This is a genomic window from Nocardia albiluteola, from assembly GCF_018860155.1.
Lineage (GTDB): Bacteria > Actinomycetota > Actinomycetes > Mycobacteriales > Mycobacteriaceae > Nocardia > Nocardia albiluteola.
The window spans coordinates 17,243-41,308 of record NZ_JAHKNI010000011.1; the positions used below are offsets into that span (position 1 = coordinate 17,243).

The window sequence follows — 24,066 nt, forward strand, 5'->3', positions numbered from 1 at the left end:
GCTCACCGGACCCTGCCGGCTCGCCGAACCGTATCGGTTTCGCCGGACCGTATCGGTTCACCTGTGCACGGGCAGCGCGCGATACCCGCGCACGATCGACTCTGTGCGCCAGGGTAATTCGCCGGCCGGGACCGCGAGGCGCAGGCCCGGGAACCGGGCGAAGAGGGTGCCGAGCATGACCTCGAGCTCGAGCTTGGCCAGGTTCTGGCCCAGGCAGACGTGTTCGCCGAAGCCGAAGGTCAGGTGTGGGGCCGGGGCACGGTCCAGGTCGAGCCGGGCGGCGTGCGGGCAGACGCCCGGGTCGAGGTTGGCGCCGGGCAGGCTGACCGCCACCCACTCCCCCGCGGCGATCCGCCGGCCGCCGAGCTCGACATCGACCAGCGCGCGGCGCAGCAGTCCGCCGCCGTCGCCGAGCGCGCCCAGGTAGCGGACGATCTCGTGCACGAATTGCCGTGCGTTGCCCGAGTTTTCACGGAGTGTGGCGAGCTGGTCCGGATTCTCCAGCAGCAGGCCGATGGCGACACCGGCGGCATTGGCCGTGGTCTCGTGCCCGGCGACCAGGAACAGCACGCAGAAGTTCCGTACCTCCTGCCGGGCCAGTCCGGGCTGCTCGGCCAGCAGCCGGGACACGACGTCGTCCCGCGGCTCCCGCGAGCGCGCGTCGATGACGTCGTCCAGGATCGTCCCGAGGTTCGCGATCGCCGTATCACGGGTCTGCACAGTCGATTTCAATCCGAGCATCCCCATCGCCGCGGCCTGGAAGGCGGCTCGATGTTCGGGGGCGACACCGACCAGATCGGCGATGACCAGCGAGGGCACAGGCAGGCAGAAGGTGGACACCAGGTCCACCGGCTCCGGCGCCGCCGCGACCTCGTCCAGGCAATGGTCGACGATCTCCTGCACGCGCGGGCGCAGCGCGGTCATCCGCTTCACCATGAACTCGCCGTTGACCATCGCGCGATACCGCCGATGCAGCTCGCCGTCGACGCCGAGCAGGAACGCCGGGGAGGGCAGCGACGGTAGCGGTTCGGCCTGCCGACCGGGTTGGGTGCCGTCCTTCACGACGGTGAATCGCGCACCGTCGCCGAGCACCTGGCGCGCGAGATCGTGCCCGGTCACCAGCCAGGCTACCCCGCCGTTGGGGTACCGGACGCGCCGAATCGGGGTCCCGGCCAGGCGCTCCAGCACCGCCGGGACCGGCCGTAAAGGATCGTCGCGGTCGATGTCGAGCGGGATCGGTTCGGTGACAGGCGTATTCATGGATACTCCTCGAGGTGTCCGGTCGAGCTATTCCGAGATCGATATCGCCGCGGCCGGGCAGGATCGCGCGGCCAGGCGCGCCGAATCCCATTCGGCCGAGGGGGGTTCCGAATGCCGTAGCAGCGCGGTGCCGTCGGAGTCGTTCTGATCGAAGACCTCCGGGGCGGTCAGGGCGCACACCCCCGAGCCGATGCAGCGGGAGGGGTCTATGTCGAGGCGCATCAACGATTTCCTTTCCTCGGGCGAGCACGTTCGGGGATCGTCCTGACAGCGATGTGTTCCTATGAGCCGCACCGCAATGCGCCAAGCGGCCAGGAACGACAGCAGATGTATTCCGTTGGTGAGCATTTCGGTGCTGCCGAGCAATGCGACCTGGCCGTGCGTGTACAACCACAGCGCGACAACCATTTCCACAGTGGCCAGGCTCCAGGGCAGGAGTGAGGCGAGAGTGTAGGCCCGGCGCTGCACGGCGCAGCGCCGCCACTGCCCCGGATCACCGCTCAGCCGGCCGACGGCCCAGCCCAGCGGCGGGCGTCCGGCCAGGATCAGCACGAGATGCACCGGGGACCACACCACTGCCCACAGGATGCGGGGTAGGAAGAAGTTCGCGGCATTGCCCGTCACGGCCGCCAGCGTCACCTGCAGCACGACCACGGCCACCACGGCGGCGGTGGTGCGCCCGGGCCGCCGGGTCGCGATGCGCCAGCAACTCACCACGAACGCCGCGGCGAGCGCGGCGCCGGCGGCGACCACCAGCGACCCCGTCGCGGAGATCGCAATGGTGAAGGTTCCGATCGGCGCGCCCGACACCGCCCCGACCAGCAGGCGTTCGCGCAGCTCGGGAGTCGGCGCGAGCGCCGGGGCGGGATCCGATGTGGTTGTCCTGGCAGCCAACGGCGTGTACCTTCCTGGTCGCGGATCGGTTGTGAATCCAGGACATCAGGCGGGGCTGACGCGGCTGCGCCGGAAAGCTGACCGAAAGCTGACGGTTTCCGGGTGGGAGCGAGCGGCGGACGGCTGGCGTGATCGGGCCACAAGCATGCGGAGCAGGTGTGGGCGGGATGGTCCGACGCCACCGGCGGCTCGCGAGGCGATGGAGCCGGCCGTCGCGCTACCCGACGAGTGAACGGCACGGGTCGACGCTGGATCCGCGCTGCGGGACCGGCTGCGCGTCAGCGGCAACGCGGAAAGGTCGCGGTGAAGATCGCTCCACCCTCGGAGCGGACGGTGATCGTACCGCCGTGCCGCTCGACGATCTCCTTGACGATGCTCAGCCCGAGCCCGGTGCCGCCCCCTCCGGAGCCCCCGCCCCGATAGAACCGCTCGAAGACCCGCTCGATCGACGAATCATCCAGTCCCGGACCGGAATCGGCCACGGTCAACTCGACCTCGCCCGTCTCGGAGACCGCGACGGTCACCGAAATCGTTGCCTCCGAAGGGGTGTGCCGCAGCGCGTTGGACAGCAGATTCTGCAGCACCTGGCGCAGTTGATCGACATCGCCGGAGACGTAGACATGTTCGGCCGCGGAAACCTCCACCACCCGGCCGGGATCGACCGCCCGCACGTCGCCGGCGGCCTCGCGCGCCAGTGCGCCCAGATCCACGGGCTCCTCGCTCGCGGCGCTCACCTGATCCAGGCGGGCCAGCTGCAGCATCGCCGCGACCAGCCTGTGCATGCGCGCGGCCTCGGCGTCGATCCGCGCGATCGCATGATCCACGGACTCGCGGTCCTGGGCCAGGCCGTGCTCGTAGTTCTGCGCCCAGCCCCGGATGGTGGCCAGCGGGGTGCGCAGTTCGTGCGAGGCGTCGGAGATGAACTGCCGCAGCCGCGCGTCGGCACGCTCGCGGGCATCGAACGCCCGATTCAGCGCCAGCCCGACCTCACGCGCCTCGTCGCGGCGCTCGGCGACCGGCACCCGGCGACCGAGCTCGCCCGCCTCGATGGCCGAGGCGGTGGCGGTCATGTCGCGCAGCGGCCGCAGGCCCACGCGCAGCACGGTCCGGCTCAGCACCGCGATGCCGATCAGCACGACCAGCGTCGCGACGACCTCGACACCCAGCAGCCAGCTCAGCACACCGTCGTCGAATCGCAGGCTGCGCGCGACCACGATCCGGGCTACCGGGATCGGGGGTGCACCCTTGACCGCCTCCACCGCCCGGCCGGGCGGCGCCGCGAAGGCCAGCACGCGGTACCGGTGGGTCCGGTTGCCCACCGCGGCGGCGGCCACGGGTCGCGCCGCGTAGCCCGGGCCGATCACGGCGGGCAATGCGGGCCGGTCCGTCGCATTTGCTTGCGCACCACCGGATTCCGCTATGACGTGTCCGTCCTCGCCGAGGAAGGCGACATAGAACGCCTCGGGCTCGAGCTGCTGCACCGAACTCAGCACGTACGGTCCGGGCGCGGCGCGGACAATGCGTTCAGCCTGGTACAGCCCGGAATCGGCATTGTGCCGGAAATAGAACCACAGGGTCACCACGGGCGCGGTGTCCGCGATCAGCAGCCCGATGCCCGCCAGCAGCACGATCCCGACCGTGAGCCGTGAACGGAGCGGAGCGGAGCGAACCGATGACCCCCGCCGGCTCGCGGCCATTCAGCGGGCCTTTCCGCTGCCGAGGCGGTAGCCGAAGCCGCGCACCGTGTGGATCAGCGCGGGCGACTCGGCGTCGATCTTGCCGCGCAGCCGCGAGATCAACTTCTCCACGACCTGCTCCCGAAATCGGTACTCCCACACGTGATCCATGATCTGATCCTTGGACAGCACCCGCTCCGGGTTGGCCAGGAACAACTCGAGCAGCCGATACTCGGTGGGCGTCAAGGGAATTCGCCGCTCCCCGCGCCGGGCCTGGCGCTGCCCCTCATCCAGGGACAGCTCGCCGTACCGCAGCGCCGCGGGCGGCTCGGCGGCGCCCCGCACGCTGGCCCGCCGCAGCAGCGCATGCACCCGGGCCAGCACCTCGGGCACGCTGAACGGCTTGACCAGATAGTCGTCCGCCCCCTGCGCCAGCCCCGCGATCTTGTCCTCGACCGCATCGCGCGCGGTCACGACCAGAATCGGCACCGACTGCCCGCGCTCGGTCAGCGCCCGGCAGATACTCAGCCCGTCCCGGTCCGGCAGCGTCAGATCCAGCACCAGCAGATCCGGCGGATCCTCCAGGCACACCCGCAGCGCCTCAGCCCCGCTACCCGTCACCGCGGCGTCGTACCCGGCCAACCGCAACGTCGTGACCAGCAGATCCGCCATCCCCGGATCATCATCTACAACAAGCAGCCGCTGCCCGCTCCCGCGGATCAGCGTCATATCGGTAGGTGCGAGGTCCTGCGCCACCCCCGCATCATGCCCCTCGATCGTGAGAGCATCCTGAGGTCGGGTCGGCCCGCTTATCTTAGGGTCCCCTCATCTCATGAACGAGCCGGATGTCGGTGCAAACCGGAGAGCGGCGCAATAGCATCGAAAAGACACGGATGCGCCGTGCGGCTGGAGGGACCGATGGATCGAACGACCTGTCTCGTCGCCGGTGGGGGCCCCGCCGGAATCGTCCTGGGGCTGTTGCTCGCTCGTGCCGGTGTCGAGGTCACCGTGCTCGAGAAGCATGGTGACTTCCTGCGTGATTTCCGCGGCGACACGGTGCATCCGACGACCCTGGACCTGCTCGATGAGCTGGGGCTGGGTGAGCGATTCGCGAAGATACCGCACCGGCGGTTGACCTCGGTGCAGTTGCCCCTCCGCGGAGGCATGTTCACCGCGGCCACGTTCGACCGGCTGCCGGGTCCGCATCGGTACATTGCGATGGTGCCGCAGTGGGATCTGCTGAATCTGCTGGCCAGCGAGGCGGATTCGGAGCCCGCATTCCAGCTGCGCATGAATACCGAGGCGGTCGATGTGATCCGGGAGAACGGGCGCGTTGTCGGCGCGCGCTACCGCACCCGGGACGGGGAAACCGGAGAGATCCGCGCGGATCTGACCGTGGCGTGCGACGGGCGAAGCTCGGCCCTGCGGGCGGCGGCCGGGCTCGGATCACGACGCTGGGCAACGCCTTTCGACGTGTGGTGGTTCCGGATCCCGCGCCACGACAGCGATCCGGCCGGAGCGCTCGGATTCCTCACTCCGCACCGAGTGGCCCTGATGTTCGACCGTGGCGACTACTGGCAGTGCGCGACCCTGATCGTCAAGGGCAGCGATCCTGCACTGCGAGAGGGCCCGATCACCGGCATCATGCGCCCGATCACCGAGATCGTGCCCTGGCTCTCGGACCGATTGCACGCCCTGTCGAGCTGGGACGAGGTGAAGCTACTCGACGTACAGCTCGACCGCCTCGACCGCTGGTATGCCGACGGCCTCCTGTGCCTCGGCGACGCCGCCCACGCCATGTCCCCCGTCGGCGGCGTCGGCATCAACCTGGCGGTCCAAGACGCGGTCGCCGCAGCAAGAATCCTTGCCCCGCACCTACTTTCACACTCGGTGACAACCGCAGACCTCGCCCGCGTGCAGCGCCGCCGCCTGCTTCCCACGGTCATCACGCAGGGTTTGCAACGCCTGCTGCACGCCCGCGCCATCGCCCCCGCCCTCCAGGGCGACCTGAACATCTCCGACGCCACCCGAGCCCCACTACCGCTACGCCTGCTACGCCGCATCCCCATGCTGCGAGACGCACTGCCCTACCTGGTAGCACGCGGCGTCCTACCCGAGCACGCCCCCGAATTCGCCCGCCGCCCTGGGTAATCGAGTGGCAGATCGATTCTCTCGGGGTCACCCGACCGGGCCCGCCCGCCAACTGCGCGGCGGCACACCGAAGGTCTTGCGAAACTGGCGGCTGAAGTAGCCGGGGTCGGAAAGGCCTATGCGGCGGGCTATCTCGGCGATCGGGAGGTCGGTCTCGGAGAGTAGGCGGCGGGCCTCGGTCATGCGGCGGTGCAGGATCCATTCCTGGACCGTGCGGCCTGTGCGGCGGCGGACCAGGGTGGTCAGGTAACCGGGGGTCATGCCGACCGTTTGTGCCACGTCGCGCAGCGACAGGGTCTCGGCGTGGCGCTTGTCGATCACGTCGAACACCTCGGCCAGGAGCGGCTCGCCGCTGCGGCGCAGGTCGCCCGCGACGTCGGCGGTCAGCCGCGCCAGGTCGATCAGGAGCAGGGTCAGGTGGGCGCACGCCGCCTGCCGGTAGCCGTCGCGCCGTTGCTCCAGCTCGGCCTCGATGGCCTCGATCGTGTTGTCCCACAACGGGCGCCGTTCTGGCGGCACGGTGAGGCGCAACAGCCCGTCGCGCTCCTCGTGCAGGAACGGATACAGCAGCGGATGTGAGCGCCACGCGGGCCACGGCGCCCGCGCATTGTCACCCAGTGCGGCGGGATCGAAGAACACCGCGACGCCCGGTCCGAGCTTGTGCGCCTCGGAGCCGTCGACCACCTTGCCGGCCGCGACGACATAGAGCTCGCCGGTCGCGCCGACGTACCACAACGCGGGGAAATCGTGAATGTGCCGATGCTTGTCGGGCAGCGAGAACGGATAGCGCATGGTGGACACCGGAGGCGTGTCCGGATCGCCCCGGTAGTCGTAGACCGGCACGCCGCGCTGCTGACGAACCAACCGGGCCGCCTCGAACATGCAACCGAAGATAGTCCAATTCTTGCCGATTATCACCCCACTTCCACACTTCCCCGCGGCTCACGATGGAGTTCATGAGCAAACATAATCCACATTCCCTCCTCCCCGCCGGAAGCGCCCGGCACGACTACCTGCCCGCGGCCGGGTCCGATCTGATGCTGCCCGCCTTCGATCTGATCTCACGGCTGTTCGGCACGCCCGCGCTGCACGATCGGCTCATCGAACAGGCCGAGCTCGAGCCGGGACACCGGGTACTGGAAATCGGCTGCGGCACCGGTAATCTCGTCCTCAAGGCCAAGCGTGCCCAGCCCGACGCCAAGGTGACCGGCTCCGATCCGGACCCGAAGGCGCTGGCCCGCGCGGAGCGAAAGGCCCACGGCCTGAGAGGAATACGATTCGAGCGCGGCTACGCCCAGGAATTGCCTTACCCGGACCAGGAATTCGACCGGGTCCTCTCGGCGCTCATGCTCCACCACATCCCCACCGAGATCAAGGCCGCCGCCATCGCCGAGGCGTTCCGGGTGCTGCGCCCCGGCGGCCGCCTGCACCTGCTGGACTTCGGCGGCGACAGTACCCCGGCCGACGGCTTCCTCGCGCGGCAGATACAGCGCAGCCACGCCGTCGCGGGCAACCTGGGCGACAGCATCCCGCAACTCCTGAAGTCCGCCGGATTCGACTACACCCTGGTCAGCTCCACGCCACACCGCCACATGGGCCGCATCGTCTGCTACCGAGCCACTCGCCCGGCGTAAACCTACCCGTCGCACAATGGCCCCGACTCCCCGCGATGGCGCGGCCTACCTGGTTAGACCCCCGCCTGGAAGGGGAAGAGCGGTGTAGTCGGCCATGGTGTGCCCAGTCCGCCAGGGCCGCGCCACGCCCGAGGTCCACCAGCGCCACCACAGCGACGGATGCCTGGCCACCCAGCCGAAGACCGGCAGCGGATCGAAGTAGTTCGTCCGCACGATCGCCTTGCCGTCGCGCAGCACGAAGCGGTCGATATTCGGCCACTCGATCAGCTCGCGCCCGACATGGGCCCGCAACCGAAACTCGATGAACAGCAGCTCGGAATCGCCACTCCAGCGGTCGATCTGGGCACGCAGATCGGGAAACAACCGCCAGATCCCCTCGAACTCGGCACGAGCGGCATCGAGGCCCCGCATCGGCGCGGCCAGCGGCTGGGTCAGCACGATGTCCGGGTGCAGCAGCTCCGGCATGCGATCGGTGGACGGATCACGCCAGAAGTCGATGAAGTTCGCGACGAATTGTTCGTGCTCGGATACGGGCACGCCGCCCCTCCCGGTGATCGGCTATGTCGGACAGTCGGTTTGCAGTTTGTTGATGGCGGCCATGATCTGCGGCGCGGCCGAGGGCGAGGTCGCGTTCTGCAGGGCGTCGATGTATGCGTGCAGATCGGCCTTGCCCTGGGCGGTGGTCAGCCTGCCCTCCTGCCCACGCAGCTGCCCCAGATATGCGTTGAGCTTCGGAGCCGCCTGACTCTGCGGCATGTTCTGCAACGGCGCCAGGGTGGGAACCGCGTTCGAGCCGATGGGCCCCAGCACCGCGCAGTCCGAACCCAACGCCGACCCGGCCTGTGCCTGACCTGCCATAACGCCGGTCAACACGGTGGCAAGAGCCGAGATGACCAGCACGAGAGTCGTCCGTTTCTTCATGACAATCTCCCTCGAGAACCGATATCGAATGGTACCTCCGGGGCCGTCACCGCCAGTGGTGATCACCGATCGCCGCGGCCTCCGCACCACCGTCGGCGAAGATCACCTGCCCGGTCACGAAGCGGTTGTCCGGGCCGGATATTACCGATCCGCCACCGGTTCTCGCGCCAGCACCGATTCCACGAGGTCTCCCATCGCGCGGCCGGCGGCGAGGAGTGGCTCGGTGGAGCGGAGCGTGCGGCTGAGGATGAAGGCGCCCTCGAGCGCCGACAGGACGGCCAGGGTCAGCTCGCGGGCGTCGGGTTCGGCTAGTCCGCGGCGGACGAAATACGTTGTACCCTCAGCGATCCAGGAGGTCATGACCTCGGCGGCGACCTCGCGCAGATCCGGCTCGCTGTCGGCGATCTCGCCCGCGACGGTGGCGACCGGGCACATGTTGATCCAGCCGTTCTGCTCGATGGTCTCCGCGGCCGCGGCGAAGGCGGCAGGGACGGCCTCGCGCAGGTCTTCATACGGGTCCATGAGCAGCGGCAGCAGCTGGATGTATGCCGCGCCCGAGGTGCGCAGGGCCACGGCGGCGATCTGCGGCTTGCCGCCGGGGAAGTGGTGATAGAGCGAGCCCATGGGGGCCCGCGAGGCGGCGGTGATCTGTTTGACGGTGACGGCGCTGTAGCCGCGGCCGCGCATCAGCTCGCCGACCGCAGTGATCAACCGGTCTCGGGTTGACATCTTCTCGACCATCCACCCAGACTAGAGCAAAGGCTCTAGAGCGTTCGCTCGAATGGAGGTCGAGATGCCGGTCGTCGAGATACCCGCAGGTCGGATTCACTACACGGAGCACGGCGACGGGCCACCGGTGGTGCTGCTGCACGGATTGCTGATGAATCACACGCAGTGGGACTCGGTCATCGGACGACTCCCGGCGGGTTTCCGGTACGTGCTGCCGGACCTGCCGCTCGGCGCGCATCCCGAACCGCTGCGCCCGGGCACAGACCTGAGCCTGCGCGGCATGAATCGCCTCCTCGCCGATTTCCTGGCGGCGCTCGAGCTGCGCGATGTCACACTGGTTCACAGCGATTGGGGCGGCGGCCTGTTCCTCACCGCGTACGGCCTGGACGAACGCGTCGGACGGCTGATCGTGTTGCCCTGCGAGGCATTCGGCAATTTTCCGCCCGGCCTGCCCGGCAGGATGGCCATGGTCGCCGGCGCGCTACCCGGCGGCGTCACGCTGGCGTTGCGGCAGCTGCGGATCGGGTGGCTGCGCCGATCGCCACTGCTGTTCGGCTGGATGGCACGCCGCCCACTGCCGGACGAATTGGTACGCGGCTGGACCGAATCCGGTCTGCACAACCGGGACATTCGGCGAGACCTGCTGGCCTACACCAGATCCAGCTTCCCTAAGGCTGATCTGATCGCGAATACCGAAGCACTGCACAACTTCCCGGGCCATGCCCTCATTCTGTGGTCCTCGGCGGGCAAAGTCATGCCTCGCGAACACGGCCGCCGCCTGGCCGAGCTGATCCCCCACGCCCGGCTGGTCGAGATCGACGACGCCTACGTCCTGTCCATGCTCGACCGGCCCGAGGCCGTGGCCGCGGCGATGTCCACCTTTCTGACCGACACCGCGGCCGAATCGAAAGGGCCGCTGCCACTTTCGTGACCGTAACGATCACTCGCCATCGCCCGGCGCGGGTTCTTCGCCGGGAAAGAGGATCGGGCTCACCACATACGGCCTCCGCCCGGGGCCCGGCTGGTTCGCCGCGAGCGGCGCGACGATCCCGTGGAGGCCCGCGAGCATCGCGTCGAGCTCCTCGGCACTGAGCCACAGGGTGCCCTGCCGGTAGCTCACCGAGTCCGCGAACGGGGCGGCTCCGGGCCGGTCGAGATACGCGTTGAACTCGGCGATCAGCACGGCCATCGACGCGGCGAACCCGCGCCGGTGATCGTCTGCGGTCATCGTGTCCCCCGCCTCCGGGGCGATCGTCGGGCGGTCGCCGCGCAGCCGGTAGAAGCGCTCCACCGCGCCGCGCACCCGCCGCTCGTCGCCGATCTCCAGCATTCCGCCGTCGACCAGCAGGCCGAGCTGCCGATAGATGCTCGTGCGCGGCACGTCGGGCAGGCGCTCGCACAGCTCGCTCGCGCTGCGCGCCGGCCCGCCGGACAGCGCCCGCACGATGCGCAGTCGCACGGGGTGCAGCAGCAACTCGGTGGGGTCCATAGCTCTACTATCCCATTTTTGGTACCATTTCCAAAACTGGAACTAATGGGGAGCGGGCATGACAAGAAATGCATCCGGACGCCGACTCACGGTGCGCGGCACCGAGATCTACCTCGAGGAAGCCGGTTCCGGCGACACCTGCGTGGTGTTCGAATCCGGAGCCGGGGCCGGGCGGATGCTGTGGGATCCGGTCGTGCCACTGGTCGGTGATATCGCGCGCACCGTCGCCTACGACCGCGCCGGGCGCGGGCGCAGCGGCCCTGCGAAATCACCCCAGAGCCTCGACGACATGGCCGACACACTCGTCGCCATGGTCGAAGCGCTCGCACCGACCCGGCTGATCCTGGTGGCGCACAGCATGGGCGGGTTGGTCGTCCGCCGGACCATCGAACGGCTCTCGCCCCACCCCGACGGGCTCGTACTGGTCGACACCACCCCCGAGGCGGCCCCGATCTACGACGACTGGTCGGCCACGGCGCGGCAGACCGACCGAATTCTGGCCGTGCAGCAGGCACTCGCGCGCTCGCGCACGCTCATGCGCGTGCTGACCCGGCCCTACGGCCGCATGTTCCCCGCCGACACTTACGAGGCGATGCTGACCGACGACTTCTCTCCCGCGGGCATCGCCCAGAACCGACGCGAGATCGCGGCGGTCGCGAGCGGGATCGGCGAATTCCGAAGCCGCCCACCGAAACCGCCGCACTGCGACATCGTCCTCATCTCGGCATCCCGGGCCGACCGGATGCATGCCCGCAACCACGGCACCATCCGCGAGTACCAGCGCCGGTACGCCGAACAGGTCGGTGCGCGGTTCGAGGACGCGGACTGCGAACACGTGGTGCCCGCGGAGAAACCCGAACAGGTGGCCGCCGCGATTCGCCGCCTGGTGAGCGCGTAGACGTCCGGCTCAGAAGTCGTCGGGACAGCCGCAGGAACCGCGGGTCCGCAGCGTCGCATCGAGGTGATGGACGCCGGGATCCGTTGTGCGGCTGTCGATCTGCTCCAGGAGCAGATCTACCGCCAGTTCTCCCATCCGACGGGTCGGCTGCACCATGGTGGTGAGCCCCGGCCGGGTGTAGCGGGCGTATTCGATCCCGTCGAACGCAACCACCGCGAGATCGTCGGGCACGCGCAGGCCCGCGTCGTAGGCAGCGCGGAGCATGCCCATGGCCTGCAGGTCGCTGGTGACGAAAACCGCCGTGGGCCTGCGCGGTCCGGCGATGATCTCCGACAGGGCGCGGTAGCCGGCCGCGCCGCCGAAATCGGTCCGGACGATCGGCCCCTCGGGCAATCCCCCGGCGGCCAGCGCATTCCGGTAGCCCTGCACCCGATCGTCGGCCGTGGAGACGCGCGGCCCTGCCAGACAGGCGATCTCGCGGTGGCCGTGGCCGACGAGGTGGGCGACGGCCTGCTCCGCGCCGCCGACCGAATCGCACATCACGTGGGCGAACCGGACCGGATCGATGATGCGGTCCAGGGCTACCAGCACCATGTCCGCCGCCGCGCAGGCATCGCCGATTCCGGTCTCCCAGGACGACGAAATGGCAAGCATCCCTTCGACTCTGCGATCGATGAAGGTACGCACGTAGGCCTGCTCGCGCTCGGAATCCCCCGCGGCGTTGCCGACGAACAGCGGGTATCCCCGGGCGAACGCCGCCGCCTCGATCACCGCGGACAGCTCGGCGAAGAACGGATTGGCGCCGTCGGGAATCACCATGCCCAGCGCGTGCCCGCGGTTCATCCGCAGGCTGCGCGCGGACATGTTGGGCCGGTAGCCGAGTTCGGCGATGGCGGCCTCGATGCGGGCCCTGGTCGCCGGAGCCACCTGCCGCGGCCCGCCGTTGAGCACGTAGCTCACCAGAGCCGGGGAGGTACCCGCCAGGCGCGCGACGTCGGCCCGTGTCACTACCATTCCAGCTCTCCTGTGTTCGCCTCGTGCGTCGTTGCCACGCTATTGCGCCCAGCCCCTTGACAGCGGGTGAGTCAGGTCACAGACTACTCATCAATTCGTGTTGATCAACACGAGTTGATGATCGGAACAGGGAATAGGTCGTACCCCATGAATGCTCGATTCAGGCGTGCAATGGCGCCGCTTGTCCTCGTCGGAGCGCTCGCCGCGGCCGCGTGTGGGCGCGGTGATCACAGCAGCTCCGGCGACTTCAAGATCGCCATCGTGACCCGCAATTTCACCAACCCCTACTGGGCCGCGCTGCGCGACGGCGCGATGGCTGAGGCAGCCAAGCTGGGTGTGAAGGTGACCGTGCAGGCCGGGCAGTCGGAGACGGACGCCGACGGGGAGAACGCGCAGATCTCCACCATGGCCGCGCAGGGCTTCAACTGCTTCGGCGTGGTTCCGGTCAACGGCACCAACGTCATCACCCCGCTCACCGCCGTCGCCCGCAAGAACATCCCGATCCTGGATCTGGACACCCAGATCGACCCGGACGCCTCCAAGGCGGCCGGGGTGAGCTACGCCAGTTTCATCGGCTCGGACAACGTCGAGGCCGGCAAGACCGCGGGCCAGGAGATGCTGAAGGCCCTGGGCGGCACCGGCAAGGTCGCGGTGCTGCAGGGCATCGCGGGTGAGCAGAACGGCATCAACCGCGACAAGGGCTTCAATGATGCGGTCGCCGGCAAGCTGCAGGTCGTCCAGGAGGCGCCCGCCGACTACGAGCAGGACAAGGGCCTGCAGGTCACCGAGGCGATCCTGAAGGCGCACCCGGATATCACCGGCATCTACGCCGCCAACGACACCATGGGCCTGGGCGCCGCGCAGGCGATCAAGAACGCGGGCAAGAGCGGGCAGATCAAGGTCATCTCCACCGACGGCATTCAGGCCGCGCTCGACGCGACCAAATCGGGAAGCCTGACCGGCACCGTCACCCAGTACCCGTATGCCGAGGGGCAGATCGCCGTGCAGTCCTGCCTGGCCCTGCACCAGGGCAAGAAGCTGCCCGCCCGCGTGGTCTCCCCGATCGCATTCATCAACTCGGACAACGTCGCTGCGCAGATCTCCGCGTTCCCGAAGCCGATCGTCACCTTCGACAACCCGGTGGAAGGGCTGTTGAACAAGTGACCGCGGCAGATATCGCGCCCGCTGATCCCGGCCGGGACGCCAAGGACACGAAGGGCGACGGTGCGCGTGAGGGGCGCACGGAAATCCTTGCCAAGACAGCCGAATACGCGGCGCCGATCGCACTGGTGCTGCTCTGGGTGGCGTTCTTCATCGCCACTCCGGACTTCCTGACCATGTCCAACATCGGCGACCTGCTGGTCTCGGCCACCATCCTGACCGTGCTGGCCCTGGGTCAGCAGTTCGCGGTCACCGTTGGCGGCATCGATTTGTCGGTGGGCGCGAATCTGCCCTGGGCCGCAGCACTTCTCGGCTTCATGAACAGCCGCGGCTATCCGCTCGCGGTGAGTATCGCGGTGGCGATCCTGGGCGGGCTGGTGGTCGGCGTGCTCAACGGCTATCTGGTCGGCAAGCTGCAGATGACCGACTTCGTGGTCACCCTCGGCATGCTGAGTGTGATCAGCGGTCTGACACTGCTACTGACACACGGCAATACGACCGCGGTGAGCTCGCCGTTCCTGTCCAAGTTCGCCCTGGACGGCATCGGCCCGGTGCGCTGGTTCTGGCTGATGGCGCTGATCGCGGCGCTCGTGGTGGCGGGCATCATCTTCCGCACCCGCATCGGCACGCATCTGCTCGCCACCGGCGGGCGCCTGGAGGCCGCGCGCGACACCGGCATCTCGGTGAATAAGATCCGGCTGTTCGCCTATGCCATGTCGGGGCTGCTGTGCGGCATCGCGGGGGTGATGCTCGTGGCGCGCAACGGCGGCGCGGATCCCTCACTGCAGACCACTTACCTGCTGAGTTCGATTGCGGCGGTGGTGCTGGGCGGGTCGTCGCTGAACGGTGGCAAGGCCTCGGTGCTGGGCACCGTCGCCGGGGCGGTGCTGTTCACCTCGCTGATCAACGGGTTCACCATCCTGGGCATCTCGCAGTACTACCAGCCGGTCGCGGTCGGCGCGGTGCTGCTGCTGGCCGCCGGCATCTCCCGCTTCCGAAAGTAGGTGCGACACATGACCATTCCCCTGCTCGAGGCACGGGACCTGACCAAATCCTTCGATTCGGTGCGCGCCCTCGGCGGCGTCTCGCTGACCATTCCCGCGGGCGAGGTCACCGCGCTGGTCGGCGACAACGGCGCCGGAAAGTCCACGCTGGTGCGCTGTCTGACCGGCGTGCAGTCGCCCGACACCGGGCAGATCTTGTTCCGCGGCGAACCCGTCCGGCTGCGCTCCCCCGAGGACGCCCGCAAAATGGGCATCGAGACCGTCTACCAGGATCTGGCACTGATCGACGATCTGGCGGTGTGGCAGAACCTGTTCCTCAACCGGGAGCTGGTCTATCCGCTGGGAATCGTCAACCGGCGCAGGATGATCAGCCGCAGCGCGGAGATCATGCGCGAACTGGACGTGGACGTGCCCACGGTGCGCACGACCGTGCGACGGATGAGCGGCGGCCAGCGCCAGTCCATCGCGATCGCCCGCGCGGTGGCGTGGGGCGAGGCGATGGTGATCATGGACGAGCCGACCGCGGCGCTGGGCGTCCGGGAGACCGCTGCGGTGGAGAAGCTGGTGCGCAAACTGCGCGAGCGCGGCGTCACCGTGCTGATCATCAGCCACGATATGGCGCAGGTGATGCGGATCTGCGATAACGTCCGGGTGCTGCGGCGCGGTAGATCGGTAGCGGCGCATCCGATATCCGAGGTCGATGGAGACAAGTTGGTCGGGCTGATCACCGGGGCGACCCCTGGGAACCTGGAGACCGCGGAGGCGGAGTCGTGAGCGAACCAATAAGCCAGCGCGCCACGCGCACGACGGAGCCGGGCGCCAGCGAGGCGGAGTCGTGAGCGCAGCGAAGCGGAGCGAACCAATAAGCCAGCGCGCCACGCGCACGACGGAGCCGGGCGCCAGCGAGGCGGAGTCGTGAGCGTTGTCGTGATCGGCTCGGTGAACCGGGACGTGGTGAGCGAGGTGGCGCGGCTGCCCGCGCCGGGCGAGACGGTGCTGGCATTGGGCTCGCGAACCAATCTGGGCGGCAAGGGATCCAATCAGGCCGTCGCGGCCGTCCGTGCCGGGGGTCGAGTCGAGTTCATCGCCCGCGTGGGCGCCGATGCCGATCCCGGACTGTGGAAGTCGTTGCTGGAGTATGGCATCGGACTCGCCGCCGTGCGCGAGGTCCCCGACACCCGGACCGGGACCGCGTACATCACGGTGGCGGGCGGCGAGAATCAGATCGTCGTGGATCCGGGCGCGAACTTCCGCTGGGAGACCGATCACCAACTCGACGCACTGGTCGCCGAGACCGACCTGATCGGCACGGCGCAGGTCGTGGTCGCGCAGCTGGAAGTGCCTCTGCGCGTGGTGCATTGGGCCGCGGCGCGGGCCCGGCGATTCATTCTCAATGCCGCCCCGGCCACACAGCTGCCGGACGACCTGCTGCGCCGCTGCGATCCGCTGATCGTCAACGAATCGGAGCTCGCCGCCTTCGGCGGCGTGGTCCCGCACACGCCCGAGAAGGCCTTCGAACAGGCACGCGCACTGTGCCTGAGCGGGGTGCCGTCGGTAGTGGCGACGCTCGGCTCCGCGGGCTCGGTGTGGGCGCGGCGCGAGTCGGGATACAACGCGGTAGCGGGCGCGTATCAGCCGGCGCCCCGGGTGGAATCGGTGGATTCGACCGGCGCGGGCGATGCCTTCGTCGGGGCCCTGGCCACGGCGCTGGCCGAAGGCACGGACCTCGGCGAGGCGGTCCGGACCGCCACCGCGGCCGGCGCCCTGGCCGTGCAGGCGCCCGGCACCCACAGCTCCTACCCCACCCGCGAGCAGATCGCGGCGACACTACCGACAGTGCCCGAGTCTCAGCCCCTCAGTTAGAGATTCGCGTCCCGGGCTGGGCACGAGATGAGAGCCGAGCACCCCCCTTGCAATGCTTTTCGACAGGAGTCCCACCATGCGCACCACCGGCATCATTCACGCCGAACTAGCCTCGGCCCTCACGGGCCTGCGCCACACCGACCTGTTCGCGATCAGCGACTCCGGACTGCCGGTACCGACCGGGGTGCCCGTCATCGATCTGGGCATCAGCTACGGATTCCCACACTTCGAACCGGTCCTGGACCTGATCCTGCACGAGGTCACCATCGAAGCCGCCTGGGCCAGCCGCGAGGTCTCCACCGAAAACCCGGACACCGCAACCCTTCTCGACGAACGAGTACACGCCGAGCTGATCGACCACGAGGATTTCAAGCACCGCATCGCCGATTGCCGCTTCGTCGTGCGGACCGGCGAGGCCCGCCCCTACGCGAATGTGCTGCTTCGCGCGGGAGTGCCCTGGTTGTAGGTCACTGCGTGCCCCCTCCGCCAGCGGCCGGATATACCCGGGCGGATCGGACAACCCGCGCGTGATCCCCGATCCAAATTCGTTTTGCTGACGAATAACCACTGTTTGTGCGTCATCACCTTCACGACCCGACGGCAGGGACCCACGACAGTGACCAACAGCATGATTCAGGAGAAGCAGGCGCCCGCAATCCCGGCGACGGCCGATCGCGCGGTGCTGTCGCCACGCCGAATCCGCACCGTGCTGACCGGGCTGATGCTCGGCATCTTCCTGGCCGCGCTCGATCAGAACATTGTGAGCGTGGCGATCGTGCGAATCGCCAACAGCCTGCACGGATTCGATCAGCAGGCCTGGGCGACGACGGCGTACCTGATCACCGCGACGATCACCACCCCGCTGTACGGCAAGCTGGCCGATATCTACGGGCGTAAGCCGCTGTATCTGACGTCGATCGCGCTGTTCCTGATCGGGTCCGCGGCCTGCGCGTTCGCCACCTCGATGTACGAGCTGGCCGGGTTCCGGGCGTTCCAGGGTCTGGGTGCGGGTGGGCTGATGGCGCTGGCGTTCACGATCCTGTCCGATATCGTCCCGCCGCGCGAGATCGTGCGGTACCAGGGCGGATTCATGGTGGTGTTCGGCGTCGCGACGGTGCTCGGACCGGTCCTGGGCGGCTTCCTGTCCAACTACGACAGGTTGCTTCTCGTGGACGGCTGGCGGTGGGTATTCCTGGTGAACGTGCCGATCGGGGTGGTCGCGTTCGCGGTGGTCGCGAGGGTACTCAACGTGCCGCACGCGCGCCAGGACCATCGGATCGACTGGTTCGGCACCATAACGCTCACCGCCTGCGTGGTGCCGCTGCTCATCGTGGCCGAGCAGGGCCGCGAGTGGGGCTGGGGCTCGCACCGCGCGCTGATCTGCTACGGGATCGGGGCCGCGGGATTCGTGCTGTATCTGATCGCCGAGTTGCTCATGAAGGATGCGGCGCTGATTCCACTGCGCATGTTCCGCAGCTCGACGTTCAGCGTCTCCATCCTCGGCGGGATGATCGTGGGCGTCGCGATGTTCGGGGTCATCGTCCTGGTGCCGCTGTATTTCCAAGTGGTGCGCGGCTATTCGCCGACTCGCGCGGGACTGCTGATGCTGCCGCTGGTCGTGGGAATCATGGTCGGCGCGCAGCTGTCCGGGGTGGTCACCAAGCTCACCGGGCGGTACAAGATCCTGCCGGTGCTCGGCAGTTTCGCCTTCGCCGCCGGTGCGGGGCTGTTCGGCCGCGTCGAATACGACAGTCCGCTCTGGCAGCCGCTGTTGTATTGCGGGATCATCGGATTCGGTCTCGGTGGCTGCATGCAGACCCTGATCATCGCCGCACAGAACGCCTGCCGCCCCGAGGATCGCGGAACCTCCACGGCTACGGCCACATTCGTGCGTCAGATGGGCGGCACGCTCGGGGTGGCGGTCTTCCTGACCATCCTGTTCAATCTCGTCCCTGGACGAATCGTCGCGGCCTTCGGCGGACATCCGCCGGGCGCGCTCGGCGGTCGCCTCGCCGGACTGCAGCGCGACACCAGCGACATCGCGGCGTTGCCGAAACAGCTCCGGATTCCGATCCTGACCGGATACACCGATGCGATGCGGGAGGTATTCCTCATCGCCGCCGCCGTCGCGGTGCTGGCGGGGATCGTGCTGTTGTTCATGAAAGAGATTCCGCTGCAGGATGATCCGGTCGCCGAGCCGATCATGTCCGTGGCCGTTCCGGATGACGCCGCGGAACTGCTGGACGATCCGGAGTCGGCGTCCGACCACTTCGACGCGCTGCTCGCCCGCGTGGACGCCGGAACCGAGCACTGTGTCCTGGGCCGGGTCCGCCGCGACGACGGCCAGCCCGTCCCGCACGCCGCACTCACCCTGATAGACACACGCGGGCAGCAGGTATCGCGCACGACCGGCGACCCGGACGGCGACTTCCTCATCGCCGCACCGGAACCGGGAAACTACGTGCTGATCGTCTCCGCGCAGGGCCATCAGCCGAACGCCACCGGAGTAGCGATCGGCTGGATGCCAAGGCAATTGGATGTGCTGCTGCACGGCGCTGGAGAGCTCTCGGGCGTGATCCGCTCGGCCACGACCGGCGCGCCGGTCCCGGACACCATCGTTACCCTCACCGACGAACAGGGCGAGGTGGTGGGCACGGCGGTCAGCTCCGTAGACGGCGCCTACCTCTGCCACGGCATCGTCCCGGGCACTTACACCCTGGTCGCCCTCGCGAAACACATGCGTCCCGGCGCCGCCACCCTGACCGTCCCCGGCGGCCGCATCCTGCACCACGACATCGTCCTGGCTCCCCGCGCGGTCCTCGCGGGATCGGTTCTCGCGGACGATAATCGCCCCGTCCACGACGCCCAGATCGCGATCCTCGACGCCACCGGCGACCTCACCGCCACCGTCCGCACCGACGACACCGGCCACTATCTGATCCCCGACCTCGCCGACGGCCAGTACACCGTCGTCGCCCGCGGCTATCCCCCGGTCACCAGCAGCATCACCGTCGCGGGCGGCGAGGCCACCCACCACGTCCGCGTCGGCTACTGGACCGACGCGTGAGCCCGGATCCACGACAATGGGTCGCATCGAAGGCTGACGCCGGAAATTGCTTGCCGGGCAGTCCTACCGACGGGGCCGGACGACGATCGCCGCGCGCCTATACCAGAAATTCGCGGTATTTCCTTGATTGCCCGTGTAGCCCTCGATTTCCGACGCGAACGGCTCGAGCATCGACCTCGATGCGCCCGTGCACAATTCCTCATCCCAGACCTCACGCACCGCGGGCTCACCGGCCGCCCCGGACCGATCGATCAGCCACGTCAATGTGATGTCCGACCAGCGCAGCTCGCCGAGATCTTCCGATCCCGGGTCCACAGGAAGGTCGGCATCCACCGGAAGGCTCGCGGGGTCATCGAAAACGGGCTCCACCATTTCCCCGTCTTCATCGAACTCCATGTCTGCGCTTTCGACGCACTTCCACCCGCCCTCGACGCGCTCCCAGCGCTGACGATAAATCATCATCGAGTACTCGTCCTCCTCGTAGGAGTCCTCGACCTCCGCGAGCGCCAGCGACGTGTCGTATCCCGCGATGTCGGCCGCCGCGAGCATCAGCCCGGTACGGGCAGCATCGCCGCCCTTGAGCTGATCCCACCCGAATCCGTGCTGGGAATACTGATGATCCAGCAGGTAAACGAGTTGATGAGGCGGGCCTATCTCCCGCTGGCGATCGACGGACCACGTCGACAATTCCATCGGTGTTGTGAAATGCGCGCGTAGCTGCTCGGCCAGTAACGCGGCCGACGGATGTGTGGCGAACGCGGCGGTGTCCGGGCGGGTACGCCCCTTCGCCACGAGGTTGTAGGTCAACGTGATCCGGAAACCGTCGGTGACGGGCAGCACCTCATGCTCGCAGTCGCCGTAGAACGCGACGAAGGACAGCTCCTCCGGCGAACCCTGGTCGGTGACCTTCGTGCCCTGCTGCTCGATCACCAACTCACCGCCGGTGAACGCCGAGGGCAGAGTAACCACCAATGTGCCGATCATGCCGTCGGCCTTCTCCGAATCCTGATGGCGCCGAAAGAATTGTCCCGGCTCATACACCAGCATCGAATGCAGCTCCGCGGACAACTCGCAGTCCGGCGCCAGACCCAGCTCGGCCCGAAGTGTGTCCAGCATGGGCAGCAACGTCTCGAGCCACCGCCGCTCGTCGACCGTCACCCGGTCGCGCGGAACCTCCCAGGTGTCACGAACATTCGCGTCCAGGAGGGTTTGCTCCCGCCGACCGTACCGCGCCGGCCGCGCGACCTCGCACAATCGTCGCGCCTGAACCGGCGTCACCGGCAACCGGATCGGCCCCACCCCAACCACCTCGATCACCAGGTTCTCCGCCGAGCTCGTCCGGCGCGTAGCAAATGACCCCGCCGCCGGCACCGAACCCATGAGCTCGCTGATCACCCGTAAAGTCTTGTCCGTCATGCACTTCTCTCGTGTTCGACAACCTTTGCAGGCATCCTCGCAGGACCCACCGACAATCCGGCCCCGAGGCGTATCGAAGAGTTTTGACGTCGTGATCTGCGGCGAGCACCGGGTGACCGTAGTCGCCTTCCGCGGTCATGGACACCGGCCTGCCCAGCCGACGCCCGATGCCGCTCGCCGCCGGGAGGATAGCTTCACCTGGCGCCGGATCTCGGTGAGCGGTTCGCCGATACCGTTGCCGCTCACCGAGATTTGATATCGACTGACCTGGGGCAGGGTCAGATCACCGGGACGATTACCGAGGTTTCGGCCTCGGATTCGGGGACCTGGCTGGGGTCGTTGAGATAGATGTTGAAGTGGTGGGTCGAGAGGTCGTCGGTGCGGGAGATGCGCAGGCCGTTGTCGTCGATGAAGGCGGCGATCTGGTCGTGGGCCTGTGGGATCACCTGGGCGAAGGGGCCTTTCACGGTGGCCGATACCGCGCGGCGGGCCGGGAGGTGCAGCGCGATGAGCGGGGACTGGACCTCGGTGCCAGGGGTGGTTTCCACGAAAACCGACTCGTCGACGTCGGATTCGCGGAATTCCGCGTCGTGCTCGATGCATCCGCCGGGGCCGATTATCGAGATGTGCTGGCGCTGAAGTTCGGGCATGAAGCGGGCCCAGAGTTCCCCTTCCGCCGCGTAGTTGGCGAGGGTGCCGCGCAGGGTCACCAGCGTCTGGGCGGGGATATCGATCAGTTTCACGTCGGTCATGGTGTGCTCCAGAGTGTTTCGGTCGAGTAGGTGCTCGATGAGGGTCAGCCGGTGCCGGGCCGCGGCGGACTCGTCCACCAGCGCCAGGCGCTGCGAGCGCAGCGCCTCGGTGTAGGCGGGGGTGCCGTAGACGGCGAGCAGGGCTCCGATGGCGGACACGCCGAACCCGACGTCACGCAGCTGCCGGATGCGGCTGGCCTCGCGTAGCTGCCGCGGCGAGTACCAGCGATATCCGGTGATGTTGTCGACGACTGCGGGAATCAGCACCCCGCTGGCGTCGTAATGCCGCAGCATGCGCACGCTGATCCTGCTCAGCGAGGAGAAGCGCCCGATGGACATCAGGTTCGAGGGGTCGGTCACGCCAGTGAGTCTGCGGTCTCACATGGTGTCAGAGTCAAGCGACACACGCGTTCGGGCGAACCCACCCACCAAAGTCCGTGCGGCCAACGCATGGTTCGGGCTCGCTCGTCGCGTCCGGACGTCAGCTGGGAATGGGGTCGAAGAAGGAGTAGATGCGGTGGATGGTGTGGGTGCCCCTGCGCACCGGCGCCCGACGGCGTGACCGGCTCGGTACCGCCGTGCCCGGTCACGCTGTCTCGGTGAAGAATTGCGTGCGGATCTGGGCTGCTTCCCCAAATGCCACCGGCTCGAACCGGGTGACAGTGCCGACGACCAGCGCAGCACGCAAGTCATATTTCTCCTCGGTTCAATTCGCATAACTATCCGACGCCGCCCGGTACACGAACACAGACCGACGGGTATCGATGGAGGTAGACGGATCGAACGGCAACAAAGGCGGTTGCGGTGCGAATGGATCTGGAGACGAGAATCGGTGCGGCGGCGGAGTGGCTGTACCGGAATCAGATGTCCGACGAGCCCGGGGGCACGGGCTGGGGCTGGCTTGCGGACGTGCCACCGAATGCGATGAGCACGGCGGAGGTCGTGTGCGCGCTACGGGTCTGCGGGCGGGAAATCCCTTGGGCGCAGGAGGTTTCCGAACTGTTGCGCCAGCCGTTGCTGGACGGGGGCGAGCGCATGGCGCCGATCGATACGTCCTGGCGATTGCGGGCATTGCGCGAACTGGGGGCCCAGGCAGACGACGCCGATGAGGTGGAGCTGCGCGAGTCGTTACTCGCGGCGCAGGACGCCGACACCGGCGGATGGCCGATGTCGAGCCGGTCGGGGCCCGTGTCGGTCATGGCCACCGCCAACGCGATTGCCGCGCTCGATGCGGCCGCATCCTCCGATGAGGATGTGGCACAGGCGATTCTGTGGGGCGCGGGCTGCCTGGTGGCCGCGATACTGGACCACGATCCACGCCCTCGGCCGCTCTATGAGTCGGCCTATGTGGTGGCCGCGCTGGTCCGGCCCGAGATCGCCGCGATCGGCGGGGAACGCTTCGCCCACGCCCGCGAGCTGGCCGTCTGCCGCTTACTCGCAGCGTTGCGGCGCGGTGATGCCGGCGTCGCGAAGGAGACGTTCGTCCGGGACGGCGTCGCCGAGAGCTGGCGGCATCTGACGCTGCACACCGCGCTCGGCGCGGTCCTGGCCGCCGAGCCCCGGTCGATCGCCGATCCGGCGGTATCACAGGCGCTCACGACCCTGCTCGACCTGCAGGAAACCGATCGCATGCACGCCCAGTACGGCGGATTCCGTACCTCACCGGACGGATATGTGACCACCTCTGCCACGGCACAGGCCCTGACGGCAATGACACTCGCCAAGCAGGGATCGGACGAAATCCCGTCCCCGGCAAGGAATCCGAGAGCTCGAGAACGCTCCCGAACGGCCCACCTGGCCGAACCACACCGGCTGGCCATCGCGGGCGGCCGCCCGGTGGTCATGAACGCCCACGCCGGTGCCGCCCTGTGGATCTGCGGCGTCGCCGCCGGACTGACCATCGCGGCCATGGCAATCGTCTTCTCCGGCCACCTCGGCCAGATCGGCAGCCGCGCACTGACCGCATGGGGAATGCTGTTCGTAGCCCTGGGCACCTACGCGGGCATCGGAACCCGATTGCCACGAATACCCCGCGGCCAGATCGCCACCACGATATTCGGCACCTACACCGCAGTTGTCCTGCCGCTCATCGCCTTTCTGCTGCGGTGAATCGAACGGGTAGCCACCTCCACGACGC

The 24,066-nt window shown here is 68.1% G+C and carries 23 protein-coding genes; 11 read left to right on the forward strand and 12 right to left on the reverse strand.

Annotation, left to right across the window (positions count from 1 at the left end; genetic code table 11):
• Positions 1 to 57: 57 nt before the first annotated feature.
• The 4 genes from KO481_RS28555 to KO481_RS28570 all read right to left on the reverse strand — a co-directional run bounded on the left by KO481_RS28555 (position 58) and on the right by KO481_RS28570 (position 4,586).
• Positions 58 to 1,260, reverse strand: a complete 1,203-nt coding sequence (locus KO481_RS28555; RefSeq protein WP_215917598.1) for a cytochrome P450 — start codon at positions 1,258 to 1,260, stop codon at positions 58 to 60.
• Between the two features lie 27 nt (positions 1,261 to 1,287).
• Positions 1,288 to 2,154 carry a DUF3159 domain-containing protein gene (locus KO481_RS28560; protein ID WP_215917597.1) on the reverse strand — a complete coding sequence of 289 codons (867 nt, stop codon included), beginning with the start codon at positions 2,152 to 2,154 and terminating at the stop codon, positions 1,288 to 1,290.
• 278 nt (positions 2,155 to 2,432) lie between these two features.
• Complete coding sequence (locus KO481_RS28565; protein WP_215917596.1) at positions 2,433 to 3,782, reverse strand: sensor histidine kinase; 1,350 nt, start codon at positions 3,780 to 3,782, stop codon at positions 2,433 to 2,435.
• 69 nt (positions 3,783 to 3,851) lie between these two features.
• On the reverse strand, positions 3,852 to 4,586 hold the full coding sequence (locus KO481_RS28570; RefSeq protein WP_308166601.1) for a response regulator transcription factor: 735 nt from the start codon (positions 4,584 to 4,586) through the stop codon (positions 3,852 to 3,854).
• 162 nt (positions 4,587 to 4,748) lie between these two features.
• On the opposite strand from KO481_RS28570, the gene KO481_RS28575 reads away from it, so the two are divergent.
• Positions 4,749 to 5,981, forward strand: a complete 1,233-nt coding sequence (locus KO481_RS28575) for an FAD-dependent oxidoreductase (RefSeq protein WP_215917595.1) — start codon at positions 4,749 to 4,751, stop codon at positions 5,979 to 5,981.
• 27 nt (positions 5,982 to 6,008) lie between these two features.
• On the opposite strand, the gene KO481_RS28580 is transcribed toward KO481_RS28575, so the two are convergent.
• Positions 6,009 to 6,863: a helix-turn-helix transcriptional regulator gene (locus KO481_RS28580; RefSeq protein WP_215917594.1), complete on the reverse strand. Its 855-nt coding sequence runs from the start codon at positions 6,861 to 6,863 to the stop codon at positions 6,009 to 6,011.
• Positions 6,864 to 6,937: 74 nt separating this feature from the next.
• Here KO481_RS28580 and KO481_RS28585 point away from each other — a divergent pair, with 74 nt between their 5' ends.
• Positions 6,938 to 7,615: a class I SAM-dependent methyltransferase gene (locus tag KO481_RS28585; protein WP_215917593.1), complete on the forward strand. Its 678-nt coding sequence runs from the start codon at positions 6,938 to 6,940 to the stop codon at positions 7,613 to 7,615.
• A gap of 45 nt (positions 7,616 to 7,660) precedes the next feature.
• On the opposite strand, the gene KO481_RS28590 is transcribed toward KO481_RS28585, so the two are convergent.
• From KO481_RS28590 to KO481_RS28600, 3 genes are all read right to left on the reverse strand, one after another.
• Positions 7,661 to 8,152: a nuclear transport factor 2 family protein gene (locus KO481_RS28590; RefSeq protein WP_308166600.1), complete on the reverse strand. Its 492-nt coding sequence runs from the start codon at positions 8,150 to 8,152 to the stop codon at positions 7,661 to 7,663.
• Between the two features lie 21 nt (positions 8,153 to 8,173).
• Complete coding sequence (locus tag KO481_RS28595) at positions 8,174 to 8,536, reverse strand: hypothetical protein (RefSeq protein ID WP_215917592.1); 363 nt, start codon at positions 8,534 to 8,536, stop codon at positions 8,174 to 8,176.
• 141 nt (positions 8,537 to 8,677) lie between these two features.
• Positions 8,678 to 9,265, reverse strand: a complete 588-nt coding sequence (locus KO481_RS28600) for a TetR/AcrR family transcriptional regulator (RefSeq protein WP_215917591.1) — start codon at positions 9,263 to 9,265, stop codon at positions 8,678 to 8,680.
• 52 nt (positions 9,266 to 9,317) lie between these two features.
• Between KO481_RS28600 and KO481_RS28605 the strand changes: the two genes are divergently transcribed.
• On the forward strand, positions 9,318 to 10,196 hold the full coding sequence (locus tag KO481_RS28605) for an alpha/beta fold hydrolase (protein ID WP_372452020.1): 879 nt from the start codon (positions 9,318 to 9,320) through the stop codon (positions 10,194 to 10,196).
• 9 nt (positions 10,197 to 10,205) lie between these two features.
• Here the strand turns inward: KO481_RS28605 and KO481_RS28610 are convergent, their stop codons facing one another.
• Positions 10,206 to 10,754 carry a helix-turn-helix domain-containing protein gene (locus KO481_RS28610; protein ID WP_215917590.1) on the reverse strand — a complete coding sequence of 183 codons (549 nt, stop codon included), beginning with the start codon at positions 10,752 to 10,754 and terminating at the stop codon, positions 10,206 to 10,208.
• A gap of 58 nt (positions 10,755 to 10,812) precedes the next feature.
• On the opposite strand from KO481_RS28610, the gene KO481_RS28615 reads away from it, so the two are divergent.
• Complete coding sequence (locus tag KO481_RS28615) at positions 10,813 to 11,652, forward strand: alpha/beta fold hydrolase (protein ID WP_215917589.1); 840 nt, start codon at positions 10,813 to 10,815, stop codon at positions 11,650 to 11,652.
• A 9-nt stretch (positions 11,653 to 11,661) separates the two neighbouring features.
• Here KO481_RS28615 and KO481_RS28620 read toward each other — a convergent pair whose 3' ends face one another.
• Positions 11,662 to 12,666, reverse strand: a complete 1,005-nt coding sequence (locus KO481_RS28620) for a LacI family DNA-binding transcriptional regulator (protein ID WP_215917588.1) — start codon at positions 12,664 to 12,666, stop codon at positions 11,662 to 11,664.
• Between the two features lie 171 nt (positions 12,667 to 12,837).
• On the opposite strand from KO481_RS28620, the gene KO481_RS28625 reads away from it, so the two are divergent.
• From KO481_RS28625 to KO481_RS28650, 6 genes are all read left to right on the forward strand, one after another.
• Positions 12,838 to 13,830: a sugar ABC transporter substrate-binding protein gene (locus tag KO481_RS28625; RefSeq protein ID WP_245400896.1), complete on the forward strand. Its 993-nt coding sequence runs from the start codon at positions 12,838 to 12,840 to the stop codon at positions 13,828 to 13,830.
• Positions 13,827 to 14,831, forward strand: a complete 1,005-nt coding sequence (locus KO481_RS28630) for an ABC transporter permease (RefSeq protein ID WP_308166599.1) — start codon at positions 13,827 to 13,829, stop codon at positions 14,829 to 14,831. The genes KO481_RS28625 and KO481_RS28630 overlap by 4 nt, the downstream gene beginning before the upstream one ends.
• Before the next feature lie 9 nt (positions 14,832 to 14,840).
• Positions 14,841 to 15,605: an ATP-binding cassette domain-containing protein gene (locus tag KO481_RS28635; RefSeq protein WP_215917586.1), complete on the forward strand. Its 765-nt coding sequence runs from the start codon at positions 14,841 to 14,843 to the stop codon at positions 15,603 to 15,605.
• A gap of 141 nt (positions 15,606 to 15,746) precedes the next feature.
• Entirely contained in the window at positions 15,747 to 16,694 is a 948-nt protein-coding gene (locus KO481_RS28640) for a ribokinase (RefSeq protein WP_215917585.1), read from the forward strand.
• A gap of 76 nt (positions 16,695 to 16,770) precedes the next feature.
• Positions 16,771 to 17,160, forward strand: a complete 390-nt coding sequence (rbsD, locus tag KO481_RS28645; protein ID WP_215917584.1) for a D-ribose pyranase — start codon at positions 16,771 to 16,773, stop codon at positions 17,158 to 17,160.
• A gap of 150 nt (positions 17,161 to 17,310) precedes the next feature.
• Positions 17,311 to 19,761: an MFS transporter gene (locus tag KO481_RS28650; RefSeq protein WP_372452019.1), complete on the forward strand. Its 2,451-nt coding sequence runs from the start codon at positions 17,311 to 17,313 to the stop codon at positions 19,759 to 19,761.
• 63 nt (positions 19,762 to 19,824) lie between these two features.
• Here the strand turns inward: KO481_RS28650 and KO481_RS28655 are convergent, their stop codons facing one another.
• Positions 19,825 to 21,177: a 2OG-Fe(II) oxygenase gene (locus KO481_RS28655; RefSeq protein ID WP_215917583.1), complete on the reverse strand. Its 1,353-nt coding sequence runs from the start codon at positions 21,175 to 21,177 to the stop codon at positions 19,825 to 19,827.
• Between the two features lie 278 nt (positions 21,178 to 21,455).
• A complete protein-coding gene (locus KO481_RS28660) occupies positions 21,456 to 22,289 on the reverse strand; it encodes a MerR family transcriptional regulator (protein WP_215917582.1) in 834 nt (277 codons plus the stop codon).
• A gap of 444 nt (positions 22,290 to 22,733) precedes the next feature.
• Between KO481_RS28660 and KO481_RS28665 the strand changes: the two genes are divergently transcribed.
• Positions 22,734 to 24,038 carry a prenyltransferase/squalene oxidase repeat-containing protein gene (locus KO481_RS28665; protein WP_215917581.1) on the forward strand — a complete coding sequence of 435 codons (1,305 nt, stop codon included), beginning with the start codon at positions 22,734 to 22,736 and terminating at the stop codon, positions 24,036 to 24,038.
• Positions 24,039 to 24,066: the final 28 nt, after the last annotated feature.